Origin of the sequence: Ectothiorhodospira mobilis, assembly GCF_016584115.1 — a bacterium.
GTDB classification, from domain to species: Bacteria; Pseudomonadota; Gammaproteobacteria; order Ectothiorhodospirales; family Ectothiorhodospiraceae; genus Ectothiorhodospira; species Ectothiorhodospira mobilis.
Genome location: NZ_NRSK01000003.1, coordinates 1 through 13,882 on the forward strand (window position 1 = coordinate 1; position 13,882 = coordinate 13,882).

The window sequence follows — 13,882 nt, forward strand, 5'->3', positions numbered from 1 at the left end:
CGGCTCAACCTTCGGCCTCGCAAGCGGCTCGGGTACCGGGCCCCGATCGAGGTCCTGGTGGGGTCTTTACAGCGGCAACGCGCCGCATGACGGGGCGTTGCGGTTATTGGTTGAATTCAGGCCTTTATTGATTGCGGTAAGAACTGATGAATCCGCAACCAGGGGTCTGAATGGTTCCATCATGTCCAGAGCCAGGGCCGGTCGCCCGTAGCGTGGTTGGTGGTAGAAACCACGATAAGGGTCAAGCCCGACGGCGGAAAGAGTGATGAGCCAGCTCCGGGTGAGTACGGAATAAGCGTAGGAAAGAAGTGCATTTACTGGGTCAGTGGGTGGCCTGCGGTTGCGTTTGGTGAAATTGAATTCCAGGCTGGAACGATCGTCCTTGGGTTTGATCATGCGTGGAAAAGCACTGAAGTATCGGGATGCTGCGGTACCTTCAATGCCTAATAGCTGCTCGAGTGATTCTGCACGCATGGCTTTGCGTGCATCCTGGCGTAGTGCATCGAATAGGTTCCGATCTTCTTCTGAAACTGTTTCGTCCTTGAGGTTGCGCATCAGGAGGGTGCGGCAATTGGTGATTTTGTTGGCAATGATGCGGCGGGCTATGTGAAGACATCCCTGGGTATTGAAGCTGGTGTGATATTGAGCTGTGCGTAGTTCGACATTCTTGTGCCCTGTCCCAGTGCTATGCCCCAGGAACCAGCCGCCGTAAGAATGCCAGGTAATAGGAATCTCTCGGCGCATGAGTTCATGAAGCGTGGGTGTGGTAAGATATACATTTCCCATGAGTACAACTTGGGATATGTCCCTTAGCCGTGCGGTCTTGGCGAGTTGGTCATCGATATGGACTTGGAGCGTGTCACCTTTCTTGCGTACAGATGCCTTATTGGCCTGAACATAGAGGGGCATCGCCTCGTCGCGTCCTACCGCCAGGGGGCGGGTGTTTTCCTGGATGCGTTTTAAGTTATTGATTTCATCCGGGAGGCAAATCGTTACCAGGGAGCACCGTGGGCACTTGGGGCTGTCTGTCAGTGGTGCGGGAATCTGTCCTCCGGCCGCCATGGCCCTTAATCCGTGGATGGCTGAGCGTGTCCGATCACGTAATTCCTCATCAAAGGCGATGCGCACCCTTTCACGGGATCCATGAAAGTAAAGCATACCTGCCTCTACTTGGTAGCCATGCTCCTCTAAAAGCATTCCTTGGACACAGAGTTGCACTTGTTCCGGTAGATAGGCACCTTTTTCCACATGAGGCCGCTTGCCGCGTTTGTAGTCCACTGGGGTGGCATAGTCTCCTTCTGATTCCACCAGATCCATGCGGGCGATGAGACCCAGGCGGTTGGAGGAAAGGGTAACGGAGCGGGAGTGGATCGGTTCCGGCGCCTCACTGGTATTGTCAGGTGGAGGCAAGGGTTTGCTGGGGCGATCCACTATGCGGTGTGCATGGCGGCCTTCGATGGTGTCTCCTGAATCAGACCACTCACCTTGAACCCATTCCAGGTAGGCCAGCCGTGGGCAATATTCATATTCATTGATCATTCGCGCTGGCAACAGCGGTTGATCTTCGTTGAGTTCAGGGAAGGGTAGGGGGAGTTCCGGTTGGATGATCCCTTTCATGGTTCATGTCCTTTTGAGCATGACCGGTGGAGGTTGTGATGTGATGGGTCTCACAAAAGAGTTTGGCAATATCCACCGACTTTTCAAGTCTGTCCGGTCCGGAAGATCTCTGTGGGCACGTTGTTACACTGCTCCTGAAGCCACTGTCACTGCCTCAAAGCCCATCGCTGGAACTGTGGGGGCCTGTGCTCCCCCTGCCTCTGCCCTGGGGGAGAGGCGATGTTGATTGCGTCGGTGTTACGCCTTCCTGAGGATCGTGAGATTCCCTCGTGTCATGGGTTAGCGGGGTGGATCGAGCCAAGCTGGGGCTTGGCGCTCCCGGGGATGGTTTCCTGTGCCATGCGTTAGATCGAGCCGGGCTGGGGCCCGGCGTTCCCAGCGGAGGGTTCTTCGGTGCCCATTGGGCGAACCCCGATGGGCCATAAGGGGCTCTGGGCAAACCTGTTACACTGGAATTCGATTCACCGGGCCCGCCGCGGGCGGGGATTTTTCTGATATTGATTCTGAGATCAGGCATTTATGTGCGGCATCTGCGGCGAACTGTATTTCGATGACACCCGGCCGGATCTGACCTCCGTGCGGGCCATGCTGGACCGGTTGCAGCGGCGCGGGCCGGATCATGAGGGGACTTATTCCGATGGCCCCCTGGCCTTCGGGCACCGGCGGCTGAGTATCCTGGATCTCTCGGAGCGGGCGCATCAGCCCATGGTGGATCCGGAGCTGGGGCTGGTGGTGGTGTTCAATGGCACCCTCTATAACTTCCGGGAGTTGCGGGCCGAGCTGGAGGGGCGTTACCGGTTCTTTTCCAACGGCGATACGGAGGTGATCCTCAAGGCCTATGACGCCTGGGGGGCGGACTGTGTGCGGCGCTTCCATGGCATGTTCGCCTTCGCCGTGTGGGATCTGCAGGAGCGGCGGCTGTTCATGGCCCGGGACCGCATGGGCATCAAGCCGCTCTATTACAGCCAGAGCGGCCGCCGGCTGCGCTTCGCCTCCAATCTCCAGGCCCTGCTGGCGGCGGGGGATGTGGACACCACACTGGACCCGGTGGCCTTGCATCACCAGTTCACCCTGCATGGGGTGGTGCCCGCGCCGCGCACCGTGCTGCGCGGGGTGCGCAAGCTGCCACCGGCCCATACCCTGACGGTGGAGCGGGATGGGCGCACCCGCATGGAGCGCTATTGGCACCTGGAGGCCACCCGGCCGCAGCCGCCCCTGGATGCCGGGGAATGGACCCGGGCGGTGCACGATGCCCTGCGCCGGGCGGTGGAACGGCGCCTGCAGGTTGCGGATGTGCCCGTGGGGGTGCTGCTCTCCGGCGGGCTGGATTCCAGCCTGCTGGTGGCCCTGCTGGCGGAGTCGGGGGTGCGGGATCTGCAGACCTTTACCGTGGGGTTCGAGGATCAGCCGGAGGAGAAGGGGAGCGAGTTCGAGTATTCCGATCCGGTGGCCGAGCGCTATGCCACGCGCCATCATCGCTTCCACGTGCCCAACGATCAGGTGCTGGGGCGGTTGCCCGAGGCGGTGGATCAGATGGCCGAGCCCATGGTGGCCCAGGATGCCGTGGCCTTCTACCTGCTCTCGGAGCAGGTGTCCCGGCATGTGAAGGTGGTGCAGTCGGGGCAGGGGGCGGACGAGGTTTTCGCCGGCTACTTCTGGTATCCGCGCATGGCGGCGGAGACCGGGGGTTCGCCGCTGGAGCGTTTCCGCAAGCACTATTTCGACCGGGATCACGAGGAATTCGCCCGCATGCTGTCCCCGGAATGGGCCGGGGAGGATTATACCGGCGCCTTCATCGCCTCGGCCCTGGAGGAATCCGGGGCGGATACCTTCCTGGATGCCGTGCTGCGCCTGGATGTGACCACCCTGGTGGTGGACGACCCGGTGAAACGGGTGGACAACATGACCATGGCCTGGGGGCTGGAGGCGCGGGTGCCCTTCCTGGACCATGAGCTGGTGGAGCTGGCGGCGCGCATGCCCCCGGAACTCAAGCTGGATCAGGGGGGCAAGGGGGTGCTCAAAAGCATCGCCCGGGGGCTGGTGCCGGATGCGGTGATCGACCGGCCCAAGGGCTATTTCCCGCTGCCGGCCTTAAAGTATGTGCGCGGGCCGTTTCTGGAGTTCATGCGGGACATTCTGGATTCCCGGGCCTGCCGGGAGCGGGGGCTGTACCGCCGGGAGTATGTGGAGGCCCTGCTGGCCGAGCCGGAACGGCATCTCACCCGCATCCAGGGCAGTAAGCTCTGGCATCTGGCCCTGCTGGAGTTCTGGCTGCAGCGCCAGGGGATCTGATGGTTGCACTTCAGGGCGAGGAGAATGACAAGCCACCTTGCCGGCATCGCGTTAGGGGGTGTTGCCTTGTGGTGGTGGTTATGTACGCATAATAGATGTACAGTAAGAGCATAGTTTGCTCCGCTGCGGCGCCACCGGGTCCACACCCGCTCTCAGGAGACCCTCATGCCGACTGCCTTCCCCCACGATGAAGCAAATCATGGTCGTGAGCGCAATACCGAGCGCTTTGCCTTCCGTACCGCGCCGCGCATCAAGCAGACGATTGAGCGCGCCGCCGCGCTGTCCGGACAGGACATGTCGTCCTTTGTGCTGGCCGCGGCCTACGAGCGCGCCCTGGCGACCATCCAGGCCCATGAGGTGACCCGGCTGACGGCCGAAGACCACCAGGCCTTTTTCGATGCCCTGGAGAACCCGCCGGCACCGACCGAACGGCTTCGCGTAGCCTTCACTCACCACAGGGAGACGGTGGACCGGCGTTGATGGCCTCTGCGGTCGTCATCGAGCCGCTGGATCAAGCCCAACACGATCGCGCGGCCTTTGCGTCCGGTGTCCCTCAGGTGGACCGTTTCCTGAAGAAGACGGCCAATCGCCTGATGAAGGGAGGCACGGCGCGGGTCTTCGTCATGGTGGATCCAGAGCGCCCCGAGGAGATCCTCGGCTTCTATTCGATGAACGCGCATAGCGTGCAGTGCGGTGACCTGCCGAAGCGCTATCGGCGTTTCGCCCTGGCTGACGGCAGTCTGCCCGCGGCATTCATCGGCATGATCGGTGTCGCGGAGCACGTCCAGGGGCAGGGCATCGGCAGCCGTCTCCTGGTCGACGCCTTGGCCGGGGCCTATCAGGCCTCCCATCGGGTCGGTACCGCTATGGTGCTGTTGGACATCCTCTACTGCGGCAACCCCAAAGCCGTGGCAAGGCGACAACGGCTTTATGCCGGCTTTGGCTTTCAGTCACTGCCTTCACAGCCGCTGCGCATGTTCCTGCCGATGGATACCATCGCCCAACTCCTGATACAGGAATAGTCGCGTCAACTGGCCACCACCCGGTTGCCACCGTCGGCCTTGGCCTGGCGCAGGTTATCCTGGGCCAGGGAGAGCAGGCCGTGTACCGTGGACAGGGACTGGCCGTGGGTGTGGAAGCGGGCGCCGATGGAGACGCTCAGCGGGATGCTGCCCTCGGAGGTGGGGATGCCCTCGCGCACGATGCCCGTGTGGATGCGCCGGCAGAGGTCGCGGTTGAAGTGGTGGGGGGGATGCACCTGCAGCAGCAGGGCGAACTCGTCCCCGCCGATGCGGGCCACCAGGTCCGTGGGGCGGACGCACAGGCGCAGCCGCCGCGACAGGCCCATGAGCACCTCGTCCCCCAGGTCGTGGCCGTGGCGGGCGTTGACGTGTTCCAGGTGGTCCAGGTCCAGCACCGCCAGGCACAGGGCGCCGCCGCGGGACTGGGTCTCCATGAGCACGTTCTCCAGGCGCTGGTTCAGGGCCCGCAGGTTGGCCAGGCCGGTGATGGGGTCCACCATGGCCTGTTGTTCCAGGTGGCGGTTGGCCGCATCCAGGGCGGCGGAGGTCTCCATGAGCCGGTTGTGCAGGGTGGCGATGCGGCCGGCGGCATACACCCGGGCCGCCAGTTGCACGTCGTTGATGGGCTTGGTGAGGTAGTCGTCCACCCCCTGGTGGAAGGCCTCCAGCATGGGGTCATTCCCTTCCTTGGCGGTGAACAGGATGATGGCGGTGTAACGGGGCCGGTCCTCGTCCATGGCGCGGATGGCCTGCACCAGTTCCAGACCGCTCATCTGCGGCATCACCCAGTCCGCCAGCACCACGTCCGCCTGGCGTTCCTCCAGGGATTCCAGGGCCCGGGCGGCGGAGCCCGCCAGGCGCACGTCCTCGTAGCCCAGCCGCTCCAGGGTGTTCTTCAACACCATGCGGCTGTACTGCATGTCGTCCACGATGAGGATGGAGAGGGGGGGAGGGGTCATGAATGGTCGTGGTGGTGGGGGATAGGCCCTTATAGGCGACCCCTCAGGCCTTGTCCATGGTTTCGGTTTCCGCCGCGGTGTGCCGGTTCCAGCGGTTCATCACGTCGCAGAAGATGTCCGCCGTCTTCTCGGCGTCGTAGGTGGCCGAATGGGCCTCGGCGTTGTCCCAGGCCAGGCCCGCCTCCCGGGCCGCCCGGGCGAGGACGGTCTGGCCGTAGGCCATGGCCGAGAGGGTCACCGTGTCCAGGTTGCTGAAGGGGTGGAAGGGGTTGCGCTTGATCTGCGCCCGCTCGACGGTGGCGTTGACGAAGGCCAGGTCGAAGCCGGCGTTGTGCCCCACCAGGATGGCGCGGGTGCAGCGGTTGCGCTTCACCTCCTGGCGCACCTCCCGGAAGATGCCCTGCAGGGCCTCCTGTTCCGGCACGGCGATGCGCAGGGGGTGCCAGGGGTTGATGCCGGTCACCTCCAGGGACTTGGGGTCCATGTGGGCCCCTTCGAAGGGCTGTACATGGAAGGACAGGGTGCGGTCCCGGTGCAGGTCGCCGTTCTGATCCATGCGCAGCAGCACCGCCGCGATCTGCAGCAGGGCATCGGTCTTGGGGTTGAAGCCACCGGTCTCCACGTCCACCACCACCGGCAGGAAGCCGCGGAACCGGTCGCCCATGGGGCAAAAATCGGGTTCTTCACTCATGGGCGCTAGGGTACCAGTTCCGGGCCGGCGGTGGGGCGTTGAACCGGCCTCAGTGCGGCCTCAGTCCACCAGGCGCCAGGCGAGTTCCTCCCCCGCCCGCAGGGGCACCACCGTATCCTCGCCGAAGGGCAGGGCCTCGGGCACCGTCCAGGGTTGGCGGCGCAGGGTGATGTAATCCTCGTTGGGGGGCAGGCCGTGGAAGCGGGGGCCGTTCTCGCTGGCGAAGGCCTCCAGGCGATCCAGGGCCCCGGCCTGCTCGAAGGCCTCGGCATAGAGCTCGATGGCCGCCGGGGCGCTGTAGATGCCGGCGCAGCCGCAGGCGCTTTCCTTGGCGCCCCGGGGATGGGGCGCGCTGTCCGTGCCCAGGAAGAAGCGGGGGTGGCCCTCCGCCAGGGTCTCCAGGATGGCCGCCCGGTGTTCCTCCCGCTTGAGCACGGGCAGGCAGAAATGATGGGGGCGCATGCCGCCCTGGAAGAGGGCGTTGCGGTTCATGAGGATGTGCTGCGGGGTGACCGTGGCGGCCACCGTCTCCGGGGCCTGGCGCACGAAGGCCACGGCCTCGGCCGTGGTGACGTGCTCCAATACCACCTTGAGGGCGGGGAAGCGCTCCACCAGCGGCGTCAGCACCTGCTCGATGAAGCGGGCCTCGCGGTCGAACAGATCCACCTCCGGGCCGGTCACCTCCCCGTGCACCATGAGCGGTACCCCCAGGTCCTGCATGGCCTGGAGCACCGCATCGATGTGGCGGATGTCGGTGACGCCGGCGTCGGAATGGGTGGTGGCCCCGGCGGGATAGAGCTTGGCGCCGAGCATGAAACCGCTCTCGGCCACCGCCCGGATGTCGTCGGGGGTGGTGTCATCGGTGAGATAGATTGTCATCAATGGATCGAACGCTACCCCCTCCGGCACGGCCGCCAGGATGCGGTCGCGGTAGGCGGCGGCCTGGGCCACATTCACCACCGGCGGCTTGAGGTTGGGCATGATCACCGCGCGCGCGAAACGCCGCGCGGAATGCGGCACTGCACACTTCAATCCGTCGCCGTCGCGCACATGGAGATGCCAGTCGTCCGGGCGCCGGATATGCAATTCCTGAATTGTCGTCATCGTGCGAATTTCCCATGAAAAACGGGGACCTGGCGTGTTGCAGCGAAGCATGAAACGGCTGCATCCACTTTCTTGACCTGCCCGCGCAAAAGTCTGAATATACCGCCGCGCCGCCTTGCGGCCCGACACCTATAACAACAGGCATCATAGCAGCCACTCCCCCCTTTCCGTGATCCATCGCCCCCCGGGGCGGGAGATCCCGGGTGTTCGCTACGGGGGATGACGGATGGAGAGTACAACATGAATGCGCAGGCATTGCCTCAGGACCTGGACGCGCAGGAGACGCAGGAATGGCTGGATGCCCTGGAGGCGGTGATCCAGGCCGACGGGCCCGAGCGGGCCCATTACCTGCTGGAGCGCCTGGTGGACCAGGCCCGCCGTTCCGGCGCCTTTCTGCCGTATTCCGCCCATACGGCCTATGTGAACACCATCCCGCCCCACCTGGAGCCGGAATACCCGGGCAACGCGGAGCTGGAGCACCGCATCCGCGCCTATATCCGCTGGAACGCCCTGATGATGGTGGTCAAGGCCAACCGTATCAGCACCGAACTGGGCGGACATATCGCCAGCTTCGCCTCCGCCGCCACCCTCTACGACGTGGGCTTCAACCACTTCTGGCGCGCCCCCACCCATGAGCACGGCGGCGACCTGGTGTTCATCCAGGGGCATTCGGCCCCCGGCATCTATGCCCGCTCCTTCCTGGAGGGGCGCCTCAGCGAGGAGCAGCTGGACCACTTCCGCCAGGAGGTGGAGGGCAAGGGGCTGTCCTCCTATCCCCATCCCTGGCTCATGCCCGACTACTGGCAGTTCCCCACCGTGAGCATGGGGCTCGGGCCCATGCAGGCCATCATGCAGGCCCGCTTCATGAAGTACATGAACGACCGGGAGCTGGCCTCCAGCCGTGACCGCAAGGTGTGGTGCCTGCTGGGGGACGGGGAGACCGACGAGCCGGAGGCCATGGGGGCCATCGGCCTGGCCGCCCAGGAGCGTCTGGACAACCTCATCTTCGTGGTCAACTGCAACCTGCAGCGCCTGGATGGTCCCGTGCGTGGCAACGGCAAGATCGTGCAGGAACTGGAGGCCACCTTCCGCGGGGCGGGGTGGAACGTCATCAAGGTGCTCTGGGGCAGCTACTGGGATCCGCTGTTCGCCAAGGACACCAGGGGCCTGCTCACGCAGCGCATGATGGAGGCCGTGGATGGCGACTACCAGAACTACAAGTCCAAGGACGGGGCCTATGTGCGCGAGCATTTCTTCGGCAAGTACCCCGAGCTCAAGGCCATGGTGGCCAACATGTCCGATTCGGATATCTGGCGTCTGAACCGTGGAGGCCACGATCCCTACAAGGTCTATGCCGCCTACCAGGCCGCGGTGAACCACAGCGGTCAGCCCACGGTGATCCTGGCGCAGACGGTGAAGGGCTACGGCATGGGTTCCGCCGGCGAGGGCCAGATGCGCGCCCACCAGCAGAAGAAGATGGGTCAGGAGGAGATCAAGGCCTTCCGCGACCGTTTCCACGTGCCCGTGTCGGACGAGGACGTGGAGCAGATGCGCTACGTGCGCCCGGCGGACGACGCCCCCGAGATCCGCTACATGCACGAGCGCCGCAAGGCCCTGGGCGGCTATCTGCCGGTGCGCAAGTCCTCGGTGGCCCCCCTGGAGATCCCGGACCTGTCCCTCTTCTCCGCCTCCCTGGAGGACTCCGGCGAGCGGGAGCTGTCCACCACCATGGCCATGGTGCGCATGCTCACTCAGCTCACCCGGGACAAGAAGATCGGCCGCCACGTGGTGCCCATCGTCCCCGACGAGGCGCGCACCTTCGGCATGGAGGGTCTGTTCCGCCAGCTGGGCATCTACTCCTCCGTGGGGCAGCTCTACACCCCCCAGGACAAGGACCAGGTGATGTTCTACAAGGAGGACAAGAAGGGCCAGATCCTGGAGGAGGGTATCAACGAGGCCGGGGCCATGGCCTCCTGGATGGCCGCCGCCACCGCTTACAGCGTGCACGGCGTGAGCATGGTGCCCTTCTACATCTTCTACTCCATGTTCGGCTTCCAGCGGGTGGGGGACCTGATCTGGGCCGCCGGCGACATGCAGGCCCGGGGCTTTCTCATCGGCGGCACCGCCGGGCGCACCACCCTGGCGGGGGAGGGGCTGCAGCACCAGGACGGTCACAGCCCCATGATGGCGGCCAATGTGCCCAACTGCGTCAGCTATGACCCGGCCTTCGCCTACGAGCTGGCGGTGATCGTGCAGGACGGTCTGCGGCGCATGTATGCCGAGCAGGAGAACGTCTTCTACTACATCACGGTGATGAACCAGAACGACCACCAGCCGGCCCTGCCGGAGGGGACGGAGGAGGGTATCCGCCGTGGCCTCTACCGCCTGGCCCGCGCCGAGGGCGACGGCCCCCGGGTGCAGCTCATGGGTTCGGGCAGCATCCTGCGGGAGGTGATGGCCGCCGCCGACCTGCTGCGGGAGGACTTCGGCGTGCAGGCCGACCTGTGGAGCGCCACCAGCTTCAACGAGCTGGCCCGGGACGGTCGCGACGTGGAGCGCTGGAACCTGCTGCATCCGGAAGAATCCCCGCGCCAGTCCTGGGTGGGCCGCTGCCTGGCGGATGCCTCCGGCCCCGTGGTGGCGGCCACCGACTACGTCAAGGCCTATCCCGACCAGATCCGTGCCTGGGTGCCCGGCCGCTACACCGTGCTGGGGACCGACGGCTTCGGCCGCAGCGACCTGCGCGCCCGGCTGCGCCGTCATTTCGAGATGGACCGGCACTACGTGGCCGTGGCGGCCCTCAAGGCCCTGGCCGACGAGGGGGCCCTGCCCGCCGCCCGGGTGAGCGACGCGATCCGCAAGTACGGCATCGATCCCGACAAGCCCAATCCCCTGCGCGCCTGAGGCGCGGGGCGTGCAAGGTCCCCGTGGTGGGTTCCCAATCTCAGACAGGAGTGGCGTGATGGGCAGCGTGGTTGAAGTGAAGGTCCCCGATATCGGGGACTTCAAGGATGTGGAGATCATCGAGGTGCTGGTGGGCGAGGGGGATTCCGTCCAGCCGGAGGATCCCCTGATCACCCTGGAGTCGGACAAGGCCTCCATCGACATCCCGGCGCCCCGGGCCGGCCGGGTGGTGGGTATGAAGGTGAAACCGGGGGACCGGGTGTCGGAGGGTTCCCCCGTGCTGGATCTGGAGGCCGAGGCCGGCGGCGGGGAGGAGGCCGCCGCCACTCCGCAGCCCCCCCGGGAGGCTCCGGAGCGGACCACGGAGGCCGGGCCCGCCGCAGCCGGGGGGGAGGCGAAGGAGGCGGGCACGGCTGCCCAGGGTGCCCCCGCTGCGGCGGGGGCACCCGGCCCCGCCGCCGGGGGGCAGGCGGCCCCCGGGCCCCGGCCCTCCCCCACGGCGGGGATGGTGGACGAGGCCGGCTTTCGCAAGGCCCACGCCTCCCCGGCGGTACGCCGCTTCGCCCGGGAACTGGGGGTGGACCTGGGGCAGGTGCAGGGCAGCGGCCGCAAGGGACGCATCCTCAAGGAGGACGTGCAGGGCTTCGTCAAGCAGACCCTGGCCCGGGGCAGCGCGGGGGGGCTCGGGGTGGCCCCGGCGCCGGAGGTGGACTTTGCCCGTTTCGGTCCGGTGGAGACCCAACCCCTCACGAAGATCAACCGACTCACCGGCCAGAACCTGCACCGCAACTGGGTGACCGTCCCCCATGTCACCCAGTTCGACGAGGCGGACATCACCGAGCTGGATGCCTTCCGCCGCTCCCTGGCAAAGGAGTATCAGGAGCAGGGGGTCAAGATCACCTTCCTGGCCTTTCTCATGAAGGCGGTGGTCTCGGCGCTGAAGGCCCATCCCCGGGTGAACGCCTCCCTGGATGCCGCCGGTGAGCACCTGATCCTGAAGCAGTACTATCACCTGGGCATCGCCGTGGACACCCCGGACGGCCTGGTGGTGCCGGTGATCCGGGACGTGGACCGCAAGAGCCTGGTGGAACTGGCCCGGGAGGCCGCCGAGGTGTCCCAGCGGGCCCGGGACCGGCGCCTGAAGACGGCGGATATGGAAGGGGGCTGTTTCACCATCACCAGCCTGGGGGGGATCGGCGGCACCCAGTTCACCCCCATCGTCAACGCCCCGGAGGTGGCCATCCTGGGGGTCTCCCGGGCCCGCATGCAGCCGGTGTGGGACGCCCAGTCGGAGACCTTCGTGCCGCGCCTGATGCTGCCCCTGGCCCTGTCCTACGACCACCGCGTCATCGACGGCGCCCTGGGGGCCCGGTTCACCGACCATCTCAGCGGCCTGTTGTCCGATATGCGGCGCATGCTGTTGTAGACTGCCCCCGCGGCGGATGCCCATTGTCCCGACTCAACCAGAGGAAAGCGATCCATGCCCAAGCTGCACACCATCCCGGTCCCCGACATCGGCGATTTCAAGGACGTGGAGGTCATCGAGGTCCTGGTGGCGCCGGGGGATACGGTGCAGCCGGAGGATCCCCTCATCAGCCTGGAATCGGACAAGGCCTCCATGGAGATCCCGGCCCCCCGGGCCGGTACGGTGAAGGCCCTGCACCTGAAGGTGGGGGACAAGGTGTCCCAGGGCAGCGCCATCCTGGATCTGGAGGCGGAAGAGGAGGGCGGCACGGCGGGTCCTGCGGAGGGCCCCACCGCCCGGGAGGAAGCCCCCGCCGCGGCCAAGGCCCAACCGGAGGATTCCGGGGCACAGGCCTCGGACGATCGCCGTCCCGCCCCCGCCGCGCCTCCCGCCGGTGAGGCGGATCTGCGCTGCCAGGTGCTGGTGCTGGGTTCCGGCCCGGGGGGATACACCGCCGCCTTTCGCGCCGCCGACCTGGGGATGGATGTGATCCTGGTGGAGCGCTATCCGGTGATCGGCGGCGTCTGCCTCAACGTGGGCTGCATCCCCTCCAAGGCCCTGCTGCACGCCGCCCAGGTGATCGACGAGGCCCAGTCCTTCGAGCGCCACGGCATCCGTTTCGGCGCGCCGCAGATCGACCTGGACAAGCTCAACGGCTATAAGGATGGGGTGGTGCGCAAGCTCACCTCGGGCCTGAAGCACCTGGCCAAGCAGCGCAAGGTGCGGGTGGTGCAGGGGGTGGGGCGCTTCACCTCCCCCAATACCCTGGCGGTGCGGGGCGAGGCGGAGGAGCAGACCATCGCCTTCGAGCAGGCCATCATTGCCGTAGGTTCCCGCCCCGTGCACCTGCCCGCCTTCCCCTGGGACGACGAGCGGGTGATGGACTCCACCGGCGCCCTGGCCCTGCGGGACATCCCCGGGCGGATGCTGGTGGTGGGCGGCGGCATCATCGGCCTGGAGATGGCCTGTGTCTACGACGCCCTGGGCTCGAAGGTGACCGTGTGCGAACTCTCCGACGACCTCATGCCCGGTGCGGACCGGGATCTGGTCAAGCCCCTGGAGAAACGCATCCGCGGGCGGTACGAGGCCGTGTACACCGGCACCCGCGTCACCGGGGCCGAGGCCACCGATGCCGGTATCCGCGTGCACTTCGAGGGGGGCAGGGCCCCGGCGGAGGACACCTTCGACCGGGTGCTGGTGTCCGTGGGGCGTCTGCCCAACGGCGGGCAGATCCAGGCGGAGACCGCCGGCGTGGCCGTGGATGAACACGGCTTCATCCAGACCGACGGGCAGATGCGCACCCAGGTCCCCCACATCTTTGCCATCGGGGACGTGGTGGGCGGCCCCATGCTGGCCCACAAGGCCACCCACGAGGCCAAGGTGGCCGCCGAGGCGGCGGCGGGGCACAAGGCCCATTTCGACGCCCGGGCCATCCCCAGCGTGGCCTACACCCACCCGGAGGTGGCCTGGATGGGGCTCACCGAGACCCGGGCGAAGAAGGAGGGCATCCCCTACACCAAGGCCACCTTCCCCTGGGCCGCCAGCGGACGTGCCCTGAGCCTGGGCGGGGAGAGCGGCCTCACCAAGCTGCTGCTGGACGAGCAGCAGCGGGTCATCGGTGCCGGCATCACCGGCCCCAACGCCGGGGAGCTCCTGGGGGAGGCCCTGCTGGCCCTGGAGATGGGGGCGGACGTGGAGGACCTGGCCCTGACGGTGCATCCCCATCCCACCCTGTCGGAGACCCTCTGCTTCGCCGCCGAGATGGCCCACGGCTCGATCACCGACATCCTCCCGCCCCGGGGGAAATAGGCGCCGCAGGCCGCCGGGC

Annotated in this window: 10 protein-coding genes; 6 read left to right on the forward strand and 4 right to left on the reverse strand. The window is 66.3% G+C overall.

Annotated features, from left to right (window positions below; all coding sequences use genetic code 11):
- Positions 1–66: 66 nt before the first annotated feature.
- Positions 67–1,617, reverse strand: coding sequence for a CRISPR-associated endonuclease Cas4g/Cas1g (gene cas4g/cas1g / locus CKO33_RS01875; RefSeq protein ID WP_200178774.1), 1,551 nt, complete (start codon positions 1,615–1,617; stop codon positions 67–69).
- Positions 1,618–2,136: 519 nt separating this feature from the next.
- On the opposite strand from cas4g/cas1g, the gene CKO33_RS01880 reads away from it, so the two are divergent.
- The 3 genes from CKO33_RS01880 to CKO33_RS01890 all read left to right on the forward strand — a co-directional run bounded on the left by CKO33_RS01880 (position 2,137) and on the right by CKO33_RS01890 (position 4,931).
- Entirely contained in the window at positions 2,137–3,909 is a 1,773-nt protein-coding gene (locus CKO33_RS01880; protein ID WP_200178776.1) for an N-acetylglutaminylglutamine amidotransferase, read from the forward strand.
- Between the two features lie 165 nt (positions 3,910–4,074).
- Positions 4,075–4,389: a type II toxin-antitoxin system TacA family antitoxin gene (locus tag CKO33_RS01885; RefSeq protein WP_200178778.1), complete on the forward strand. Its 315-nt coding sequence runs from the start codon at positions 4,075–4,077 to the stop codon at positions 4,387–4,389.
- Positions 4,389–4,931, forward strand: coding sequence for a GNAT family N-acetyltransferase (locus CKO33_RS01890; RefSeq protein WP_200178780.1), 543 nt, complete (start codon positions 4,389–4,391; stop codon positions 4,929–4,931). Before CKO33_RS01885 ends, CKO33_RS01890 begins: the two co-directional genes overlap by 1 nt.
- Before the next feature lie 5 nt (positions 4,932–4,936).
- Here CKO33_RS01890 and CKO33_RS01895 read toward each other — a convergent pair whose 3' ends face one another.
- Genes CKO33_RS01895 through pyrC form a run of 3 tightly spaced genes read right to left on the reverse strand, consistent with a single transcriptional unit; the run spans position 4,937 to position 7,685 of the window.
- Positions 4,937–5,890 (reverse strand): diguanylate cyclase, encoded by a 954-nt coding sequence (locus CKO33_RS01895; RefSeq protein ID WP_200178787.1) that lies wholly within the window; start codon positions 5,888–5,890, stop codon positions 4,937–4,939.
- 43 nt (positions 5,891–5,933) lie between these two features.
- The gene (gene rnt / locus CKO33_RS01900; RefSeq protein WP_200178789.1) at positions 5,934–6,581 is read right to left on the reverse strand and encodes a ribonuclease T; all 648 of its coding nucleotides are present in this window, start codon (positions 6,579–6,581) and stop codon (positions 5,934–5,936) included.
- Positions 6,582–6,641: 60 nt separating this feature from the next.
- On the reverse strand, positions 6,642–7,685 hold the full coding sequence (gene pyrC, locus CKO33_RS01905; protein ID WP_207146414.1) for a dihydroorotase: 1,044 nt from the start codon (positions 7,683–7,685) through the stop codon (positions 6,642–6,644).
- Between the two features lie 240 nt (positions 7,686–7,925).
- On the opposite strand from pyrC, the gene aceE reads away from it, so the two are divergent.
- The 3 genes from aceE to lpdA are packed head-to-tail and all read left to right on the forward strand — an operon-like array spanning position 7,926 to position 13,863.
- Positions 7,926–10,589: a pyruvate dehydrogenase (acetyl-transferring), homodimeric type gene (gene aceE / locus CKO33_RS01910; protein ID WP_200178791.1), complete on the forward strand. Its 2,664-nt coding sequence runs from the start codon at positions 7,926–7,928 to the stop codon at positions 10,587–10,589.
- Between the two features lie 58 nt (positions 10,590–10,647).
- Complete coding sequence (gene aceF, locus CKO33_RS01915) at positions 10,648–12,015, forward strand: dihydrolipoyllysine-residue acetyltransferase (RefSeq protein WP_200178793.1); 1,368 nt, start codon at positions 10,648–10,650, stop codon at positions 12,013–12,015.
- Positions 12,016–12,069: 54 nt separating this feature from the next.
- A complete protein-coding gene (gene lpdA / locus CKO33_RS01920; protein ID WP_200178795.1) occupies positions 12,070–13,863 on the forward strand; it encodes a dihydrolipoyl dehydrogenase in 1,794 nt (597 codons plus the stop codon).
- The last annotated feature ends 19 nt before the right edge of the window (positions 13,864–13,882 follow it).